We start from the raw sequence: 21,163 nt of genomic DNA on the forward strand, positions 1-21,163 counted from the left end.
TATTTAAGAATTATTTTGAGCCTTCATTTGGTTTTCCCCATAGGTCACTATCATTGGTACTTTGTGACGTTATATCATTTGTTGTATTCGTTTGTGTACCCGTCGTTAGTTCTGTGGGTTGACCTGTTTGATCTGGATTAGCAGGAGCAGGCTGTTGGTCAGTTTGAGAGGCATGATCGGTCGAATTTCCAGACTGTGCTGCTGGAGCATTTAGGGCATGGATTTCAACCCGATATTCTGGCGGATAGTAGTCATTCCCAATGAGCTCACTTTTGATTAATATGTCGCCCTTATAGGTTTGACGGTAAACCGCAGCTGTCAGCCCATTATGGCCGGCATTCTTTACCATTGTTTGCCCTGGAGTTAGCAATGGACTATATTGGACAATTGTTTTTGGCATTAATTTTTGCTCATTTTTTGTTGTAATTTTATATTCATAGGAAAGCTTTGCACCCTTTAGGGTAACAGTCAGGCTGTTTCCATTAAGTTGTAAGTCAAGCGTATACTTTGTCTTATTAGGATTAGAAAAGGCCAGATCCATGTTTTGGGTGAAATCCACCTTAGCCTCATCGCCAAGATGAGCATAAGCAGGCAGCTCATTGCCAATATTTCGTTCTTCAATTGCAAAATTTGTCGGCAATATCGCTTGATAGATTCCTGTAGCAATAATACTAAGTGTATCAGTGCTTAGCGTTTCAAGATTCTGTTTCTTCGCAAATTCTAGTAATGAAAACGATGCTTGTGCAGGAATTTCTATTTTTGAAATAACAGTCAGAGCAGGCTGCAGGTCTTCTGGGAGTTCTTTAGAACTAACTGTTGCTTTACTTAGGACGTCTTCCTTTTCCGCTTCTGCTGGAACAGATTCACTCACAGACTTTTCAGCAACTTTTATAGAAGCCGTTTGCTGTTGGTCCCCTTTTTTCAGCTTCCCAATAGCCTGTGAACCAAAGTAGGCAGAGCTAAAAATAACAGCCGTACAAATAAACAGAATGAGGAACAATTTGACCATTTGCTGATTCCTTTTCAAGATTGCTTCCCCTCCTTTTCGTGAAAGGAAATAATCGGAATTTCATCTAAATCATCAAATTGTTGGGCAGGATTGGTACTAGTTTCATTGCTTGATTTGTCCTCAAGTGAAATTACTGGAATCTCGTGTTCATCAATTTCTACTATTACTTCTTGATTCTGAACAGTTTTTGATTGATCAACACTTTTATCTGAATCTTCAACAAGCAATCCCTCTATTTCAGATAGGTAATCGACTTCATGCATGGGTTCCTCGATAATATCACTATGTTCTTTTTCCATTGATATGCTCCGATTCAGCAAAAATGAAATATCTTCGTCTCCTGTTTCAACTGTCAGAAAATCGCTTTCTCTATTCTTCTTAAATTCATTTTGAGACTTCTTTTCATCATTAACCTTTAAAATATTAATAGGTTCGAGTTGTTGTTTACCCTTACTTTGATAAACATTTTCACGACTTACAGCAGATTCCATTTCTGAATTTATGAAGAAATCCTCATCTTCCTGCTTCGCTAAGAAGTCGTCTATAGCATATAACCACTTTCCCATTCGTTGATCCATTAGATATGTACCAAAAAGGATAAGAACAATAAGGATTAGGCTGGTAAGCAAAAAAGAAAAAGAAGCTGTCGCTGCCAAACCACCTAAGGCTAACAAAAAGCTTGTAAAAACTAAAATTATTTTTCCTTTTTTAGAAAAACCAAGTGGTAAAAAATAAACGATTAGCATGACAAAAAGCATGGAACCAAATGCCCAAAAAAATTCGTCCATTCATTCACTCCCTTTGGTTCGTTTAAATCTTTAAAACTATGTTTTTCATCAAAATATCCAAAATATCGCCTAAATACAACACAAATTTGACAAAATTCGTCTTCAAATAATTTTATTACAAGCATAACAAATTTAAAACATTTTTGGAATTATTAATAGAGGAAAATATTAGTTGTGTATAACTTGAATATTCACAATAATAAAAGTTGTTAATTGTAGTTAATTTGGACTATTATATAATTGAAAATTTATGGATATTTTTAGGAAATATTAAAAAGAAAGCGAAAAATATTCATGTATAAAAATAATGGAAATAGTAACAACTTAGATACACTTAACACCAAAACGATTGTCAATCAATGTACTAACATTGGGCCATTAGCCCGGACGATGGAATCGATGCTACTTATAATTAAACCTAGGAAAAAACCGGATCGATATGAATCGGTTTTTTCTTTAAACTATTTTTACTTATTCAATTCATAATTATTAGATTTCATTTATTTTAGTTAATCTCACGAGTAGGCTCTGATGTAATCATATCTTGAATAGCTGTGCTTCCAGTTCCGTTATCTACAAACAGTGGTGAATTATCATAATTAATCTGGACAAATGTAAATAGATAAGTATTGTTGTTTCCACTTGATGAAATGGAATTAGCAATGATCGACCCCTGCATCGTAGCATTCAGGTTGACATTTGCATATGGTGCATAAATCATTTTTGGATCTGGAATTGCACTTCCATTTAAATTTATACTTGTTGCATCTGTAATAAGATGACCCTGAACCCCATTCGAATTATTTATTGTAAAACTTGAAATATTGGTAGCATACATCGAACCATATATTATCCCATTGTTTAAGCTTGATCCTGATCCCAATCCTTGACAAAAGACATAGAGCTTTTGAATATTCCCATCAGGATTAATAATACTGCCAGAACCCATACTCAAACTTTTTACGTAGATTGACAGCTTTCCGGTCCCAACAATTTTGATCGTTCCATTACAGATAAGGTTATTTACAGCAATACTTCGGTTAACATTCCCTACATTGATTGTCAGAGTGGTGCCGGCATTAACCGTCAGATTATTAAAAGACATGTTTCTATTCATTGTTAAGGTTGTATCCGCAGATAAAATGTCTGGGGTCGAAGAAATCGAAAATAATGGGAAAGGCGGGAGATACGTTGGTGTTTTTAAATTATAATTTATACTAGTATTATTTGTATTTACACCCGTTAATTTGACATTCGAATCACCACTTAACAAATTTGTCCCCAGGGATCCGGTGACGGACACATTATGCAAAGTAATCGAGCCATAAAAAAACATGACGGTACTTGCCGGGATTGTAACAACACTTTTTGGCTTCCATGTAACATGGAATACCTTCGTCACTGTCCTTGAGCGATTGTTGATTTTTCCTGTGGAAGTTATTCGATAATCATTACTATACGAAATAGGAATATCGCTAGGCACCTTTTCTATCGTTGTCTGCGCTGTTGGCTGCTGCCCAAAAGACTGTTCAAAATTATTATATGGAATAACCTGACCTAATTGCATGGCTGCATCAACACCATTAAAGAAATCAGTTAGATTTGTTGCTTGGCTGTAGACTGTATCAAGCTGTTTACTGATATCATTCATTCGGTAAGTTGCTCCAGATTCGGCAATATAATAAGTAGATTCGTAATTTCTTTCAACTGAGCTCATTTTCATGTTGCTGGTTGCAAGTGACAATATGCTTAATCCCATAACTGATAACACAATTAGCACTAATAAAACGACAACTAGGGCAATGCCATTTTCATTAGCTAGTATCTTTATTAGGTGAAGCTTTTGCTTCATCATTCCCACCTAATTTCTTATAAAAATTGTAGTTGAAAGAGTGGTATGCGGGGCATTATTTGCGGATAAACCCTCAATGGTTATTGTAATTTGTTTGTTAGTCATTTGAATGTTAAATTGCTGTATGTTGGTGATTAATGGCTGATTGTTTTTATTAATCGTGTTGTTAACCAACTGGTATACATCCGTATTATTTATGGTCAATATATTATTGGTGACACTTACAGTGGACGCTTTTCTAATTTCTTTCGTAATGATATCTAAAGCTAGACTGACATTCTCTTGATTCTGAATTTCAGTTGTTTGAGTAGTAACCTGCTTTTGACCGAATAAATATACTGAAGAAGCGAGTAGCAGGATAATTGATAGAAGAGCGGCTGCCGCCAATACTTCTACTAAAGTAACACCTTGTTCAGTTTTCATCATTTAACCTCAGCTCTATTTTTTCCAAGGTAATGCCAGCTCCATTTGGGCTTCCTCTTTTGTTTTTGTACTATCCTTGTAAACTTTTACTTTCGCAACAACGGACTGATTTCCACTGTCAGCATATATAAACTGAACAGATATGTAGTGGCCATCGCTATTCTTTTCATAACAGGTACCGATGGAACAGCCGTTAACCACTTGATTGTACCCGTTATTTACCATTGGAACCGCTAAACTATCGATTGATGTTGAAGAGCTAATCAAATTTTCAATGGTTTCTATATTTGATTCGGCTAAATAGGTCGAACCAATGATATCTTCTGAAAAGCTATTAATACGGGATGATTGAACAAACATGGTGAGGAAAGAAAGAATTAATATAAAAAAGATCGTAATTGATGCTAAAATTTCGATTAATGTCAGACCTTTTTCCGTGAGAAAGTAAAAAGACACTTTCTTTCCTTTTATCCTTTGCATTTATTCACTCCTAAAATAATCAACTAAACGATGGGATTTTTATTTTACAAAATGAGAACTTCTCATATTTTTTTAGTTTAGCAGGCACATTATCTCTTTATAATTCGGAATATACCCACAAAAATTCCAAAATTTGAAATTTACCTCAATTACCTAAAAATCACTCAAATTTTAAAATACACCGAAAAAGTCCCTTAAAAGGGGATAATACCTCATTATTCTTTACAAAAAACGAGATCAGGGAAAGCACCGATTTTCTAGATAATTCTACAAAATACAACATACCTGTTTTATATTCTAACAATTTGTTACAGCTTCTAAAAGAACTATTTATTTACATTTCTTAGAAAAAAACTTTAGGCACAAGATAACATACAAAAAGGCTGATTCAACTGAATCAACCCTTCCTTTCCAAACTTTCAAAATCAAATAGGCACTACTAATAAATGGTTAGCAGCACGGACTTCACTTCCGAAATAAAGTAAAGCGAGCCTGTGATCACAAGAATGCTGTCTGCTGATAGATTATTTATTTCCTTGCGAATCACAGACTGCCAATCTTCATTCGCGAACTTATTCGCCGCCTTACTGATATTAAATAAAGTTTCAGCTGATGCAGCGCGCGGAAACTCAAACGAGACAAAGGTAATTTTATCTGCCACTTCATCCAATTTACCGATCATTTTATCCAGCTTTTTATCCTTCATTGCGCAAAATATGATGTGGATTTCTCGGTCGTGATAGCGCTGATTTAGTTCATGGACGAGTGCTGTGATTCCTTCATCATTATGAGCGCCATCCAGCACTACTAACGGATTTTCAGAAACGACTTCAAATCGCCCTGGCCAATAGGCACTTGTTAAACCAGTTTTAATTTCCCCTTCGTCAAGCTTGTACAAGTGGTGCTCGTTTAAGTATAAGGCTGCCATCACTGCTAGTGCAGCATTTTCAGTCTGATGCTCGCCGATCATCGAAATCTCAATCTCTTCTAGAGTGCCTGAAGACAATTTTAAAGAGAAACGTTCCCCCTTCGGAAGCGACGTATGATTCTCAACAGTAAAGTCCTTATTTATTTTAAACAGTGGTGCTTCCATTTTTTTAGCCTGTTTTTCAATTACCCCTAATGCATCCGGTCGTTTAACTGCTGTAAACACAGGGGTACTCTGCTTGATAATTCCCGCTTTTTCAAAGGCAATTTCTTCATAAGTGTGCCCAAGAATATTGACATGATCAAGACCAATATTCGTTATAATCGACAACATAGGTTGGATGATGTTCGTCGAGTCAAATCTGCCGCCGAGGCCAACTTCAAAGATAACGATGTCTACTGGGTGCATTTTTGCAAAATAATAAAAAGCCATCGCCGTGATTACTTCAAATTCGGTTGGTCCGCCGAGCTCGGTGCCGTCTAATTCATCTGCAAGCGGTCGAATGACGTTGGCTAATTGCAAAAGCTCCGCATCACTTATCGGTTTTCCATTCACGCTAATCCGTTCATTAAACTGTTCGATGTATGGGGAAGTAAAGGTGCCGACTGTGTAGCCGCCTGCCTGTAAAATCGAACGAAGAAAGGTGACGGTTGAGCCTTTACCATTTGTCCCACCGATATGAACGGCTTTAAGCTCCCTTTCTGGATTTGCTAATTTCTCCATCATCCATTCCATTCGTTTTAAACCTGGTTTAATCCCTAATTTTAAACGGGCATGAATCCAATCCAGTACTTCTTCATATGTAGCAAACATGTAAGTCCATCTCCAATTGTTTGATGAAAAAAACACGGTAAAGACGAATCCCTCAAAGCAGGAAAATTCCTGAATTGGGTAACATAAAAAGTTTCTCTGTGACCGAACTTGTGGGGAATTCCAGAGTAAGGTAACATAAAGGGCTTCTATGTGACCGAACTTGTGGGGAATTCCCGAATTGGGTAACATAAAAGGCGTCTATATGACCGAACTTGTGGGAAGTTCCAGAGTAAGGTAACATAAAGGGCTTCTATGTGACCGAACTTGTGGGGAATTCCCGAATTGGGTAACATAAAAAGCTTCTATGTGACCGAACTAGTGGGGAATTCCCTAATTGGGTAACATAAAGGGCTTCTATGTGACCGAACTTGTGGGGAATTCCCGAATTGGGTAACATAAAGGGCTTCTATGTGACCGAACTTGTGGGGAATTCCCGAATTGGGTAACATAAAGGGCTTCTATGTGACCGAACTTGTGGGGAATTCCCGAATTGGGTAACATAAAGAGCTTCTATGTGACCGAACTTGTGGGGAATTCCCGAATTGGGTAACATAAAGGGCTTCTATGTGACCGAAAAAGGCTTCTATGTGACCGAACTAGTGGAGAATTCCGGAGTAAGGTAACATAAAGAGCTTCTATGTAACTGAACAAGAGAAACGCCTTTACTCAACATTAACCCCTTAATTCACTAATCCGTGCTTCAACAACAGCTCTCTTTTCAAGATAATCCTGTTCCTTGGCACGTTCTTCAGCAATGACATTTTCTGGTGCTTTTTTGACGAAGCCCTCATTGCTCAGTTTCTTTTGAACGCGTTCTACTTCTTTATCTAATTTACCTTTTTCCTTTTCAAGGCGGGCAATCTCTTCGTCAATGTTAATCAAGCCTGCAATCGGGAGAATAATCTCTAAACCGGTGATGACGGCAGTCATTGCTTTATCCGGTGTCTCCAAGTTTGTGCCCATTTCCAATTCTTCCGGATTACAAAAACGCTCAATATAGGCACGATTCTTTTCAACCACTTTCAATATGGCGTCATCCTTCACCTTAACAAGCATTTTGATTTTCTTGCTCATTGGCGTATTCACTTCAGCACGAATGTTGCGGACAGATCGAATCATTTCCGTCAACAGCTTCATTTCTGACGCTGCCTGCTCATCTGTAAACTCGGGAACAACAACCGGCCAGCTGGCAACGGTAATTGATTCTCCTTGGTGTGGAAGGTTTTGCCAGATCTCTTCCGTAATAAACGGCATAAACGGATGAAGCAATCTCATCGTTTGATCCAACACATAAGCGAGGATTGAACGAGTCGTTTTCTTTGCAGTTTCATCTTCCCCGTACAATGGCAGCTTCGCCATTTCAATATACCAGTCACAGAAGTCATCCCAGATAAAGTTATAAAGGGCACGGCCGACTTCCCCAAATTCATATTTCTCAGAAAGTCTTGTTACATGTTCAATCGTCTCATTTAGTCTGGTTAAAATCCATTTATCGGCAACAGACTTTTCACCGTTTAAATCGATTTCTTCGTACTGAAGGCCATCCATATTCATCAAGGCAAACCGGGAAGCATTCCAAATCTTATTGGCAAAATTCCAGGTCGCTTCAACCTTCTCTGTGGTATAACGTAAATCCTGACCTGGTGAGCTGCCTGTAGATAGGAAGTATCTCAAGGCATCGGCGCCATATTGATCAATGACATCCATTGGATCAACGCCATTGCCAAGCGACTTACTCATCTTACGGCCCTGTGCATCACGAACTAGACCATGGATTAACACGTCTTTAAACGGACGTTCACCGGTAAATTCAAGGCTTTGGAAAATCATTCTTGATACCCAGAAGAAAATGATATCGTAGCCGGTAACAAGAGCATCTGTCGAAAAATAACGTTTAAACTCTGCGGATTCCTTATCTGGCCAGCCTAGAGTCGAAAATGGCCAAAGGGCTGAACTGAACCACGTATCTAATACATCTGTATCCTGCTCCCAATTTTCGATATCGGCTGGAGGCTCATGATCAACATAAACTTCACCAGTTTCCTTATGATACCAAGCAGGGATGCGATGCCCCCACCAAAGCTGGCGGGAAATACACCAATCGCGGATATTTTCCATCCAGTGCAAATACGTTTTTTCAAACCGATCTGGAACAAAGTTCACTTTCCCTTCGTTTTGTTGGAGTGCAATTGCCTGGTCTGCGAGCGGCTGCATTTTTACAAACCACTGCGTTGATAAATAAGGCTCAACAACAGCCCCGCTCCGTTCGGAATGGCCGACAGAGTGCATGTGATCTTCGATTTTGAATAAAATACCCATATCCTGAAGGTCTTTCACAATCTGCTTGCGGCATTCAAACCGATCAAGTCCCTGGTATTTTCCAGTCTTTTCATTCATCGTTCCGTCTTCGTTCATCACAAGAATCCGTTCTAGATTGTGACGGTTGCCCACCTCAAAGTCGTTAGGGTCGTGTGCAGGGGTTATTTTTACAGCCCCAGACCCAAAGTCCATATCAACATATTCATCCGCAACGATCGGGATTTCACGGCCGACAATTGGCAGGATCACTGTTTTGCCAATCAGGTGCTGATAACGCTCATCCTTAGGATGGACGGCAACCGCACTATCACCTAGCATTGTTTCCGGCCGAGTTGTGGCGACTTCAATGCTGCCAGAACCGTCGGCAAGCGGATAATTCATATGATAAAATGCCCCTTGAACATCCTTATAGATAACTTCAATATCGGAAATTGCTGTTTTTGTGGCCGGGTCCCAGTTGATGATATATTCACCACGATAGATAAGGCCTTTTTTATATAATGTAACAAATACTTCACGGACTGCTGCCGATAATCCTTCATCAAGGGTAAAACGCTCACGACTGTAATCAAGCCCTAAGCCAAGCTTAGCCCATTGCATGCGGATATGGGATGCATATTCTTCCTTCCATTTCCATGTTTCCTCAACGAACTTTTCTCTGCCTAGATCATAACGGCTTTTCCCTTCGCTGCGGAGCTTCGCTTCGACTTTTGCCTGCGTCGCAATCCCAGCATGATCCATTCCCGGAAGCCAGAGAACATCAAAGCCCTGCATCCGCTTCATTCTTGTAATGATGTCTTGTAATGTCGTATCCCAAGCATGACCAAGGTGCAATTTACCGGTAACATTTGGGGGCGGAATGACAACTGTATAAGGCTGTTTATCAGCATCGTCCTTCGCTTCAAAAAACTTGCCTGCAAGCCACCAATCATAGCGCCCCTTTTCGATCGTTTTCGGGTCATATTTTGTCGGCATTGTTACATCCTTTGTATCCATAAAAAAACTCCTCCTATTTCATTTCAAATAAAGGCGGTGTGAGCAGACCTAGCAAAATGTATTTTATCCTGATCTGCTTTTGCGGCGCTCCGCCCCTTTTCCACAAATAAAAAAACTCCATGCGTCATAAAAGGACGAATGGAGTTTGCATCGCGGTACCACCTTTTTTCCAATCAAATGTACGATTGGCTCTTCATTGAATAACGGATTTCATCCGTCTTCCACTACTAGGATCAAATCCGTTGGCGGAAGAAGCTCAAGGGTGACGTTCCAATGTTCTGCTTAGGAAATCTTCCAGCTGTTGATTTCCCTCTCTTAAAGCAGGCGGGCATTGTACTCTTCCCTATCAGTGCTTTATGTTTATATGTACTTTGAGAAATGTCTAGCACGTGCCCCAGCAACGAGTATACTTCGCTAAACAGGCGCTTATGCTTTTCTTTTAATATACTATCGAAAAAAGGGGAATCTCGTCAATAATGATACCCAATTTTTTAATAAATTATTCACGGAGGAGGAAATGGTGTGTACACACAAATGGAGGAATATACATAAACTAATCTGGTAAAAGAGCTAAGAAGAGGTGGTTTTAGTGAAAAGGAGATTTAACAAGTACACCATGCCTGTCTGGTTCCAAAATCTTAAACGTATATTCGGACAGTTTGTTATTCCGATATGTGTTTTCCAAGGAATTCGGACAATTTTTCTGCCCACAGTTTTTGATGTATTATTATTTACTTTTCTGATTTTATTGGCACTCGCCATTTACCTTGAAATTATTTAAGGAGCCCTCTCCAAGTTAGGATTCGGGGGCTCCTTCTTTTGCTTGTTGCTCTGATAGTTGACTTGATGGTTGGCTGCTTTCTGCAAATTTCATTGCTACATATTCAGTATTCTTAAGATGCCAATATCTTCGCTGCAGCTGTTTTACAAATTTCAATTCATTTCGCTTATTTGGTTCTTTGTGGTAATAATTTTCGACGATTTGAATTATCTGGACTGGATAGGCAAGATAGCTTAGAAACAGCAATTTCTCATCAGGCTTAAAGGGAAAGTATCGATTATAGTGATGAATCCAGTCAATACATTCGTCATCTCGTTTTGGGCGGGTATTTAAGGTACGTGATAAAAACGGTAAAATATCTTGGATCGGTGAACCATACCCTGCCTGTTCAAAATTGGTAAAATAACCATAGCCCCGCTCATCATATAAAAAGTGCTCACTCGATACTTTCCCATGATTGACCACGGTTCTAGCTTTCTCCTGTTCCTTTGTACTTTCAAACCATTCTTCAAATTTATCTTTTGAAAACCGAAGCGCTTGACCAATTTCGTTAAAGTAGAGACAAAATAATAGTTCAAAAGGTGACATATACATTTTTTTTTCGCATTCTTCTACAAATCCATCTAAAAATTCCTGGTTTTTTTCCAACTGGCGAATTGTTTTCTCATAGTGCTCTGTTCTTTCTTCCTTTTTAACATTGATTTCCTTTGCACTTAAGGTATGAAGCCTGGCTAATTCGCGAAAAAGCTGCCTGTGCCTTTCATTTCGTGTTTCATTCAACTCATTTGGAAGCCACGGCATTAAATAATATAAGTCCCTTTCATGAAGAATGGCATATCTGCCGTCAGCCGTTGGATAAATAGGGACAATCCGATTGTAGCCCTTTTGATAAAGAGTATGAACATGCCGAATAAAATCGGTCCCTGAGTGCGGCACTATTTTTTTTAGGGCAAATGTTCCCTTCCGTGAGTAAATCTTTCGAACCTTCCCAAAATCCTCAACAAAATAGGGTTCAATTTGATAATGATCAAGAATCGGGCTAAGTGCAGCCAACCGATTAGAGTCAATCATGAAAACTCATCTCCAAAAAGAACGGTGAGCAGGCATGAAGCCCGCTCACCAGACTTCTACTTAAACTATTTTTTTGCCATGGCGATTGGAATATATAAGACCTGCCCTTCGTGCACATCTTGATTCAACTCAAGTTGATTGACGCGAAGAAGATTTTGCATTGTGACATCGTAGCGCTCGGCAAGCCGGTCTAATGTATCACCTTTTTGGACAATGCAAACCTTTAGCTTTGCTTGATCATCACCAACTTCTTCTTTTCTGGCAAAAAACTCAGTTAGCGACATACTTTTCTTTTTCGTTAATTTTTCTATAACTTTGCTTTTAAAGGTTTTTTTAGGCAAAGCTTCTGAAGTTGAACTAGAACTTGATGATGAACTTTCTTCAGCCATAATCACTTCTGTTTTTACAATTTCAACCATTTTATGTTTGTGATCCTCAGAAGTAATTTCAACTTCCCGAGCTTCTTCGTTTCGATCTGTATAATGGTTTGCTACCGGTTCGGTAAACTCCTCATGCGATGACTGATAGGGAAAATTAGGATAGGCGCTGAACTCGGCAATGCTTTCCTCTTCCGCCTGTTTCCTTGCCTCCGCAACAAACAAATGCTGATCGTCTTTCGAACTATTTTCAGTGTCATAGGAATGTTCATCGTCTTCAACCGGTTGTTGTTCACCAACACGATTAAGTACCTCAAAATTTTGCGTCTCTTCCTTCGACTCATTTTGCTGCGTTCCATATAATCCACTAATCGTAAGCTCTGCAGACAGCTTTAAGCAGCTTCGCTCTGGAAGAGTATAATCGAACGATTCAACCATGACATCAATATCATAAATACTTTGAATTCGATTATTTGGAATCGTAATATCGACTGGGAAGCGGTGGGAAAAATCACAGATGCCTTCATCCCGTTCCTCAACCGTTTGCACATACTTTTGGGCTGATTGATTTTCATCTTCGCTCGAATTACTTTCAGCGGAATTTCTATATTCTCCGGTTAATTCTAAGGATCCACGGATGGTGACGTACTGATCATTTTCCTGGATGGTTATGTCGGGATCAAGTGAAATCGAAACAAGCTCTGCGACTTCCTGTCCTTTTCTAAACCACAAAGATTCCTCCAGGGAAAATCTTAGCGAGGATTGATTATCCTGAGACAAAGCGACTCCTCCTTTCATTTCCATGCATTTTAAAATCACTATGTCACTTACACTCTATGAAATTGACAGTCTAAATATGATAAAAAAGCATTTCGACCGAAAAAAACACACTCACCAATAAGTGAGTGCGCAGTAGTATTTCTTTTAGTTATCTTTGAGCAATTTGCTGGCTGTCATATCCTTTTAAAATTTTATAAATTTCTTCGGTGTATAGATCGATTTCCGTCGTTTTGCTTCTGGCATTTAACAGGATTACGATCGAGGTTTTATCCGGGTAATAGGCATGCATGGAATACCAGCCACCTAAAACGCCAATGCTGTACACCATCGATTTATTGCTATAAAGGCCAAGACCGTAAGAGGAATGGGGTGAAGGGGTCAGGACTTGCTTAAGACTATCCTTTGAAATAAGCCTTCCATTCATTAAAGCCTGGTCATATTGGCTTAAATCATAGGCTGTCGTATAAATGTCACCGCAGGCAAAAAGCGGATAAACACTCAAGTATTTTGTCGGTTCAATCTTGTTATCCTTAAGCGTATAGCTGACTGATGTATAAGGTACAGGATGTTCCTTGGTAATAAAACCTGTTTCTTTCATCGGGACCTTGTCCAAAATATTGGTTTGAATAAAATCATGGAGATTCATTCCTGTAACTTTTTCTACAATAAAACCCAAAACGATATAGTTTGCGTCAAGGTAATCCCATTTGGTCCCTGGTTGAAACTTCAATGGTCTTTTCTCAATTTCCTGAATAAGCTTTTGCGGAGTAGTATCTCCTTTTTGCCAATGTAATGCCTGAATTCCAGATGTATGCGTTAAAAAATGATAAAGCCTTAGATTGGCTCCATTAGGAAAATCAGGAATATACTTCGAAACCGGATCTTGAATGTTCAATTTACCTTGTTCTTGAAGCATCATGATACTTGTTGAAACGAATGTTTTCGTGACCGAACCGATTGGAAAGGTAGTTGATGGTTGATTCATAATCTTTTTATCCAAATCAGCGTAACCGACACCCTCATTAAAGATAGGATGACTTCCCTTTACTACTGCGACCACTCCACTTAAGTTACTTTGTTGTAAGTAGTCCCTGATGCTTTGGCGGATTTTCTCTTCCTTCGCTTGCAGAGAATTTTGTATTTTCACTGTTTCAATCTGTTTTGTATTATTTTCTTTGGCCACACTCATCTTAATGTCTTGATTTCCGCATGCGCAAAGTAACAATACTAATACTGTGCTGTAAAGAAGAATATTTATATTCTGTAGAGTCACTTTGTCATAACACGTCTTTCTTTTTTGAATATTTCCACAATTAATTAATTATAGCATATCGAAATAAGGAGAAAGGTTTATTTTTTGTAAAAAACACACTCACCAATAGGTGAGTGCGCGCGTTTAAATCTTATTTTAATTTTGAAAAAGCCTGCTCTGCAGCTTGGATGGTCTTTTCAATGTCTTCATCCGAATGAACAGTAGAAAGGAAGATGCCCTCGAATTGTGATGGAGGCAGGAACACACCGTTATTCGCCATTTCCCGATAATAGTTTGCAAAGAATTCAAGATTCGATGTTTTTGCTTTCTCGTAGTTAATAACATTTTCATTTGTAAAGAAGAGACCAATCATTGATCCGGCGCGGTTAAAGGTATGTGGAATATCATACTTTTCAGCCGCTTCATTGATTCCTTTTTCCAGCATATCCGCTTTATGGATAAACCCTTGATAATCTTCGGGTGTTAATTGACTTAACGTCTCAAACCCTGCTGTCATTGCCAACGGGTTCCCTGAAAGTGTACCCGCTTGATAAATCGGACCGCTAGGAGCAATTTTCTCCATAATTTCAGCTTTACCGCCGAAGGCTCCTACTGGAAGACCACCGCCAATCACCTTGCCAAGACAGGTAAGATCCGGCGTGATATTGAAATAGCCCTGGGCACAATTATAGCCAACCCGGAAACCGGTCATGACTTCGTCAAAAACAAGCAATGCACCGTATTGAGTCGTAATTTCACGCAAGCCCTCTAAAAATCCTGGCAGCGGCGGGACTACACCCATATTTCCTGCTACTGGCTCAACAATGATACAGGCAATATCTTCACCATATTTTTCAAACATTGCTTTAACACTTTCTAAGTCATTGTAAGGCACTGTAAGAGTGTTTTGGGCAATCCCCTCAGGAACACCCGGACTGTCAGGTAAACCGAGTGTAGCTACGCCTGAGCCTGCTTTAATAAGCAATGAATCCCCATGGCCGTGGTAGCATCCTTCAAATTTCAAAATTTTATCACGTCCAGTGTAACCTCTGGCAAGACGTAAGACACTCATTGTTGCCTCTGTACCGGAAGATACCATCCTGATAATTTCAATAGACGGAACTCGCTCCTTCACGAGCTTAGCCAGTTTGTTTTCCATTATGGTTGGTGCACCAAAGCTTGTACCATTTTCAGCTACCTTTTTCAGTGCCTCTACCACGCGATCATTGGCATGACCAAGAATTAGTGGACCCCATGACAAAACATAATCAATATATTCATTGCCATCAATATCATAAATTTTTGAACCTTTTCCTCTTTCCATAAAGATCGGATCCATATTAACTGATTTAAAAGCACGAACAGGACTGTTAACACCGCCTGGCATGAGAGTTTGAGCTTCTTTAAATGCTTCAATTGATTTAGTGTATGAACGCATCAGTTTCCCTCTTTTCGGATGTATAGGATCAATAGGTACCATTTGTCTCCTTTTGGTGACCGTGTTTCCAACTAACTTAGCTTACTTTTCTTCTTGCAGCCAGCGACAAGCGTCTTTCGCATGATAAGTGATAATGAGGTCTGCACCTGCACGTTTCATTCCGAGCAGCATTTCGAGAACCACAGGTTTCTCATCAATCCAGCCGTTCAATGCCGCTGCTTTCACCATTGCATATTCACCGCTTACATTGTAAGTAACAATCGGAAGGGTAAAATTATTTTTTATATCACGAACGATATCAAGGTATGGCATACCAGGTTTTATAATTAAAAAGTCTGCGCCCTCAGCAACGTCTGATTCTGCCTCTCTAAAGGCTTCCAAGCGATTGGCTGGATCCATTTGATAGGTTTTACGGTCGCCAAACTGTGGAGCTCCTTCTGCAGCTTCACGGAATGGTCCATAAAAAGCAGATGAATATTTAACAGCATAGGACATAATCGGAATATCAATAAAACCAGCTTCATCCAAACCAGCGCGGATGGCAGCAACAAATCCGTCCATCATGTTGGATGGAGCAATAATATCGGCACCTGCCTTAGCTTGGCTTACGGCAGCTTTCACGAGGAGATCGAGGGATTCGTCATTTAAAATTTTCTCTCCTGATACAACTCCGCAATGACCATGACTTGTATATTCACATAAGCATGTGTCAGCAACTACGATCATTTCTGGATATCTTTCTTTAATAAATCGAGTTCCCTCTTGGATAATCCCGTGATCGTGGAAGGCCCCTGTTCCGCATTCATCTTTTGATGCAGGAACACCAAATAAAATAACCGACTTGATCCCAAGTGAATTGATTTCTTCCAATTCAGGCTCTATTCTGTCTAGAGAGTGTTGGAAAACTCCAGGCATGGAAGATACCTCTTTACAAATATTTTCACCTTCAACAATAAAGAGCGGGTAAATAAAGTCCTCTGCCTTTAAATGATTTTCTCTTACTAATGCACGCATGTTTGCACTAGTACGCAAACGGCGATGACGTGAAAATTGAAGTTCCATATACTATACCTCCATTATTGATCTTCAAGATAGGCATTCATACTTTTGATCATTTCTTCGACAGTATACACTTTAGGTGAAGCATGAACAGAAAAACCGTACGATTTCAGTTTTTTCTCTGTTACCGGTCCAATACATCCGATCAAACAGCCTTCAAGCTGATTTTCAAGCCTGTATTCCCTAATAACATCCATAAAGTGGTCAACTGTTGACGAACTTGTAAACATAAGTATATCCAGCTGTTTTTCGGCAATCATTGTTGCCAGCTTGGTTCGGCTTTCCTCGGGCATATAGGTTTCATACACGATTGCTTCATCAACAGTGGCTCCACCATTTCGTAATGATTCTGCTATGTAATCCCTTGCAAGATTTCCTTTAGGAACAAGCACCTTTATTCCACTGTGAATGTTTGGTAAAAATTCCTCAACAAAGGTTTCTGCGACAAACTTACTTGGCAAAAATTCTGCCGTTAATCCGTTTGTACGAAGCGATTCCGCTGTCTTTTTACCAATAACAGCAATTTTGGGAAAGGTATCCAGGTTTTTAGTTCCAATTAAGGTTATGAATGTTTCAACGGTTACCTTACTTGTGAAAATAATCCAATCATATGTATGCAGTGTTTCTAGCAATATGCGAAGCTTTTGGCCGACTTGCACCGGTCGAAAAGCAATAAGAGGGATTTCGATCGGAATCCCTCCAAAGCCTTCAAGCAAGCGTGAAAAAGATTTTGCTTCCTTTTTGTCTCTTGGAACAAGAATTTTTTTATTCTGCATGGGCAATGATTTTATCATTCACCATCAAGCTCTCGTTTAACCCTGTCAATCAAGTCTTTTGCCCCTTTTTCAATGAGCAAGTCAGCAGCTTGGTTTCCAAGTTTTTCAGGATTTTGCCCTGTCAATTCTTCTTTATAAACTTCTTTTCCATCAGGAGACGCTACTAAAACGTTTAGAACCACTTCATCTGCTTCGTTAATATGGGCAAAGCCACCAATCGGAACCTGACAGCCGCCCTCCATTTTTTGCAGGAAAGCCCGCTCTGCCCGCACTGCTCTTTCCGTTTTCTTGTCTGTGAATTTTTCAAAAAGGTCAAGCAGCTCCTGATCGTCCTGTCGGCACTCGATTGATAATGCCCCTTGTCCGACGGCAGGGATACAAAGATCAGTATCTAAAAATTCAGTGACAACATCTGATGCCCAGCCAAGCCGAGATAAACCAGCTGCTGCAAGAATAATCGCATCGTATTCGTCGCCTTCCAGCTTGCTTAATCTTGTGTCTACATTTCCACGGATCCATTTAATTTCTAAATCTGGCCGAGCATTTAATAATTGAGAACCGCGGCGCAGGCTGCTGGTACCAATAATGGATCCTGGTTTTAACTCTTTAAATGAAACATTATCTTTTGAAATGAGCGCATCCCGGTGATCCTCACGGAATGGGACACATCCGATCGTAAGGCCTTCCGGAAGTACCGCTGGCATATCTTTCATGCTATGTACAGCCATATCAATTTCTTTATCTAGCATGGCTTGTTCAATTTCCTTCACAAATAAGCCTTTTCCACCGACCTTTGAGAGAGTAACGTCGACAATCTTATCTCCCTTTGTGACAATTTCCTTTACCTCAAATTCAAATGGACCGCCGAGTTTTTTAAGCTGCTCGATTACCCAATTTGTTTGTGTTAACGCTAATTTGCTCTTTCTAGACCCGACAATGATTTTTCGCATAGCTGCCTCCTGCTTCTTATCCCGCATTAACGGGCAGTATAAAAAGTTAATTAAAAATAAAATTTCTAAGTACGGCTAACTGCCCGTAAATGCCCGATTGGCTCTACTAACCATCAGTGTGGGAAAGCATCCCACTGATGGAAGTTTCGCCTTATGAGTACCATAAATGGAAAGATGATAATTGACCAAATAAAAAAAAGTTGATTAAAACAATCAAGAAAGATCCGACATTCCACAATGCCAAACTTTTCCCCGACATGCCCTTCCCTATCTTTAAATACAAGTAAATGCTGTATCCAGTTAAAACAATAAAGGATCCAAGCACTTTGCTGTCATACCAATGTACCCAAGGAACTTTGATCAAAACCCATTGAACTCCTAATATCAGTCCTAACATCAGCATTGGAACACCGATAACGGCTAATACATAGGATAAATGTTCAAGTTTGTTTAAATCTGCTAACCTTACTAGTCGCGTTCCCCATTTTTTCCGCTTCAGTAAGTCGTATTGAATTAAATAAAGCAAGGAAAACACAAAGGAAAGAGAAAAGGCTCCATATGATAGAATTGCCATTGTAATATGGATCAGCAACAGTTCAGATACTAGCTTTTGGGCAACAATGTGGGATTGGTATTGTACAGGGGCGAAGGTATGGATCGCCATAACAATAAATCCAAGTATATTTGTAAAAAATACAATAAAATCCATTCTTAGTAAACGATTGATTCCAAGTGAGAGTGTAACAAGTACCCAAGCATAGAAATAAAGACCCTCAAAAATAGTTAGAACAGGAAATCTTCCAGTGTTCACCATATATAAGCATAAAAATGCCGTTTGTAAAACCCATACAAATGCAAGTAACCAGAAGGCAATTCGATTTGCCTTCCGGTTATGATGAATGAAGTCAAAAAAATACAACAATACGCTGAAGGCATAAAGTACGACTGTTAGCTCATGCAGTCGTGACATATAGATGTCAACCATCGTATTACCTCTTATGACTGAAAGGAAGCCTGAGGATTTTGAACCAAAGTTTTTTTGGTTTCGGCTGCCTTTGGTTGTTGCTGATCAACAAGATCTTCAATATTAAAAATCTTCATAAATAAGTCCAAAGATTTACTAGCATCAGGTTTGGCAGCCATTTCTTTAGCTTGGAGAATCGGGTCTTTTAACAGCTGATTAATAATACTTTTTGTATGTTTACTTAAGACTTTTTTATCATGCTCGGATAAATGCGGGATTTTTCGTTCAATGCTTTCCATCGTTTCTGCTTGAATAGACAGCGCTTTTTCTCGTAATGCAGAAATGACTGGGACTACCCCAAGCATTCCAAGCCACTGCTTGAATTCAACAATTTCTTTTTCAATCATAATTGATATTTTTTCAGCAGCTTTTTTGCGCTCCTGCAGGTTTGCTTCAACAATGCCTTCCAAATCATCAATATCATATAGAAAGACATTTTCTAATTCGGCAATTTGCGGATCCAAATCTCTTGGTACAGCAATATCTACCATAAATAGCGGCTTGCCCTTTCGCTGCTTTACTACTTTTGCAACTGTTTCTTTTGTAATGACAAAGTTCTTAGAACCGGTAGAGCTTATTAAAATATCAGCATCCACAAGAGAGCCCTCGAGTTCTTCCATCGTTTTTGCTTGTCCGGCAAAACGACCTGCAAGATCAATCGCCTTTTCAAACGTTCTGTTAATGACTGTTACTTTTCTTACACCGCTTCCATGCAGGTTTTGGGCAGCTAATTCACCCATTTTTCCTGCACCTAAAATAAGGACGTGCTTATGGTCAAGCGAACCGAAGATCTTCTTCGCTAGTTCCACAGCAGCGTAACTAACAGAGACAGCGTTTGTACCAATTTCTGTTTCAGAATGGCCGCGTTTTGCAACTGTTAATGCCTGTTTAAAAAGACGGTTAAATACTGTACCGGTAGTCTCACATTCTTGTGCCTGTAAAAATGCCGTCCGCACCTGTCCGAGGATTTGTGTTTCACCTAATATCATTGAGGTTAAACCACAGGGAACCTTTAATAAATGTTCTATCGCTGCGTCTTCCTCATAATAATTTAAAAACGGAGAAAACTCCTCTTGCTCAAGACCAAACCATTCAGACAAGAATTCCTTAATATAATAGCGGCCAGTATGTAGTTGATCAACAACTGCATAAATTTCGGTCCGATTACATGTCGACAAGATAATATTTTCGAGAATACTCTTTTTTGTTTGTAATTTTTTTATTGCTTCCCCAAGATCCGTTTCATTAAATGTTAACCGCTCACGAATTTCAACAGGGGCAGTTTTATAGTTAACACCAATCACTAAAATATGCATTACTTGCAAGACACCCCCACAACAATAAGGATTACATTATATCTATTATAATTATACCACGCATTATTTTAACTTTAGTCAAAATAATGTGAACAGAAAACGAAAGGTTATGTTACGATAATTACGACTAAAATTGCTTAATTACGACAGTACTTTCTATAGTACAGTAACAAAAAATTAACAATATTTCAAGTGAACCTTTTTGGAAGTGGTGGATTCATGAAAAATCAACGAATATTCCCGGGGATTATTTTAATCGGGGTTGGAGCTTACTTTTTTTTACAGCAAACAAGCATAACTATGATGCCACAATTGTTTACTTGGCCTACATTAATGTTGATCATTGGAATTGCTTTTTTAGGTCAAGGTTATATTGGAAAAGATTATGAGGCCATTCTCCCTGGGGTAATACTAGTTGGATTTGGACTATATTTTCACGTCCTTAACCAATATGCTTTTTGGAGTAACCAGGTTGGCTCATTTGTACTAATTGTTGCCCTTGGCTGCCTTCTCCGTTATCAAAAGACACATTCAGGTTTATTTCAAGCAGTTCTTTTTCTAATTTTATCCATTATTTTGTTGTTTTATGATAAAATCTCAACTTATTTCGGTCTGCTTCAAAACGGAGTTTCAATGGTGTGGAAGTTTTGGCCTCTTGTCCTAATTGGAATCGGATTTTTTCTTCTCTATAAAAGAAAGAAATAGCGCTTAGCCTCAGTACTAAGCGCTTT

At 39.1% G+C, this 21,163-nt stretch carries 18 protein-coding genes and 1 other annotated feature; of the genes, 2 read left to right on the plus strand and 16 right to left on the minus strand.

From position 1 onward, the window contains the following. Positions 1 to 10: 10 nt before the first annotated feature. From JN080_RS03305 to JN080_RS03335, 7 genes are all read right to left on the minus strand, one after another. The gene (locus JN080_RS03305; RefSeq protein WP_256234480.1) at positions 11 to 1,027 is read right to left on the minus strand and encodes a VanW family protein; all 1,017 of its coding nucleotides are present in this window, start codon (positions 1,025 to 1,027) and stop codon (positions 11 to 13) included. Then, complete coding sequence (locus JN080_RS03310) at positions 1,024 to 1,797, minus strand: ABC transporter permease (protein ID WP_256234483.1); 774 nt, start codon at positions 1,795 to 1,797, stop codon at positions 1,024 to 1,026. The genes JN080_RS03305 and JN080_RS03310 overlap by 4 nt, the downstream gene beginning before the upstream one ends. 505 nt (positions 1,798 to 2,302) lie before the next feature. After that, positions 2,303 to 3,649, minus strand: coding sequence for a PilX N-terminal domain-containing pilus assembly protein (locus JN080_RS03315; protein WP_256234484.1), 1,347 nt, complete (start codon positions 3,647 to 3,649; stop codon positions 2,303 to 2,305). 9 nt (positions 3,650 to 3,658) lie between these two features. Beyond that, entirely contained in the window at positions 3,659 to 4,072 is a 414-nt protein-coding gene (locus JN080_RS03320; protein WP_256234485.1) for a competence type IV pilus minor pilin ComGF, read from the minus strand. A gap of 15 nt (positions 4,073 to 4,087) precedes the next feature. Continuing rightward, positions 4,088 to 4,552 (minus strand): type IV pilus modification PilV family protein, encoded by a 465-nt coding sequence (locus JN080_RS03325; protein WP_256234486.1) that lies wholly within the window; start codon positions 4,550 to 4,552, stop codon positions 4,088 to 4,090. A gap of 439 nt (positions 4,553 to 4,991) precedes the next feature. Then, positions 4,992 to 6,293, minus strand: coding sequence for a bifunctional folylpolyglutamate synthase/dihydrofolate synthase (locus JN080_RS03330; RefSeq protein WP_256234487.1), 1,302 nt, complete (start codon positions 6,291 to 6,293; stop codon positions 4,992 to 4,994). 672 nt (positions 6,294 to 6,965) lie between these two features. Further along, complete coding sequence (locus JN080_RS03335; protein ID WP_256234488.1) at positions 6,966 to 9,608, minus strand: valine--tRNA ligase; 2,643 nt, start codon at positions 9,606 to 9,608, stop codon at positions 6,966 to 6,968. Positions 9,609 to 9,735: 127 nt separating this feature from the next. After that, positions 9,736 to 9,967 (minus strand) — a binding site (T-box leader). A gap of 230 nt (positions 9,968 to 10,197) precedes the next feature. On the opposite strand from JN080_RS03335, the gene JN080_RS03340 reads away from it, so the two are divergent. Further along, entirely contained in the window at positions 10,198 to 10,389 is a 192-nt protein-coding gene (locus JN080_RS03340; protein ID WP_256234489.1) for a hypothetical protein, read from the plus strand. Between the two features lie 15 nt (positions 10,390 to 10,404). Here JN080_RS03340 and ysxE read toward each other — a convergent pair whose 3' ends face one another. From ysxE to hemA, 9 genes are all read right to left on the minus strand, one after another. Further along, on the minus strand, positions 10,405 to 11,460 hold the full coding sequence (gene ysxE, locus JN080_RS03345; RefSeq protein ID WP_256234490.1) for a spore coat protein YsxE: 1,056 nt from the start codon (positions 11,458 to 11,460) through the stop codon (positions 10,405 to 10,407). A gap of 65 nt (positions 11,461 to 11,525) precedes the next feature. After that, positions 11,526 to 12,617, minus strand: a complete 1,092-nt coding sequence (gene spoVID, locus JN080_RS03350; RefSeq protein WP_256234491.1) for a stage VI sporulation protein D — start codon at positions 12,615 to 12,617, stop codon at positions 11,526 to 11,528. A 148-nt stretch (positions 12,618 to 12,765) separates the two neighbouring features. Next, positions 12,766 to 13,890 (minus strand): serine hydrolase domain-containing protein, encoded by a 1,125-nt coding sequence (locus tag JN080_RS03355; protein WP_256234492.1) that lies wholly within the window; start codon positions 13,888 to 13,890, stop codon positions 12,766 to 12,768. Positions 13,891 to 14,020: 130 nt separating this feature from the next. Beyond that, complete coding sequence (gene hemL / locus JN080_RS03360) at positions 14,021 to 15,307, minus strand: glutamate-1-semialdehyde 2,1-aminomutase (protein ID WP_256234493.1); 1,287 nt, start codon at positions 15,305 to 15,307, stop codon at positions 14,021 to 14,023. Between the two features lie 81 nt (positions 15,308 to 15,388). Then, positions 15,389 to 16,369 (minus strand): porphobilinogen synthase, encoded by a 981-nt coding sequence (hemB, locus tag JN080_RS03365; protein ID WP_256234494.1) that lies wholly within the window; start codon positions 16,367 to 16,369, stop codon positions 15,389 to 15,391. Positions 16,370 to 16,383: 14 nt separating this feature from the next. Beyond that, positions 16,384 to 17,160, minus strand: a complete 777-nt coding sequence (locus JN080_RS03370) for a uroporphyrinogen-III synthase (protein ID WP_256234495.1) — start codon at positions 17,158 to 17,160, stop codon at positions 16,384 to 16,386. Beyond that, complete coding sequence (gene hemC / locus JN080_RS03375) at positions 17,157 to 18,092, minus strand: hydroxymethylbilane synthase (RefSeq protein WP_256234496.1); 936 nt, start codon at positions 18,090 to 18,092, stop codon at positions 17,157 to 17,159. The genes JN080_RS03370 and hemC overlap by 4 nt, the downstream gene beginning before the upstream one ends. 151 nt (positions 18,093 to 18,243) lie before the next feature. Continuing rightward, complete coding sequence (locus tag JN080_RS03380; protein ID WP_256234497.1) at positions 18,244 to 19,077, minus strand: cytochrome C assembly family protein; 834 nt, start codon at positions 19,075 to 19,077, stop codon at positions 18,244 to 18,246. A gap of 11 nt (positions 19,078 to 19,088) precedes the next feature. Continuing rightward, entirely contained in the window at positions 19,089 to 20,432 is a 1,344-nt protein-coding gene (gene hemA, locus JN080_RS03385; protein WP_256234701.1) for a glutamyl-tRNA reductase, read from the minus strand. 219 nt (positions 20,433 to 20,651) lie between these two features. On the opposite strand from hemA, the gene JN080_RS03390 reads away from it, so the two are divergent. Further along, the gene (locus tag JN080_RS03390) at positions 20,652 to 21,137 is read left to right on the plus strand and encodes a LiaI-LiaF-like domain-containing protein (protein ID WP_256234498.1); all 486 of its coding nucleotides are present in this window, start codon (positions 20,652 to 20,654) and stop codon (positions 21,135 to 21,137) included. Positions 21,138 to 21,163: the final 26 nt, after the last annotated feature.

It is taken from the genome of Bacillus sp. EB600, assembly GCF_024494385.1.
GTDB lineage: Bacteria > Bacillota > Bacilli > Bacillales > Cytobacillaceae > JAEVLT01.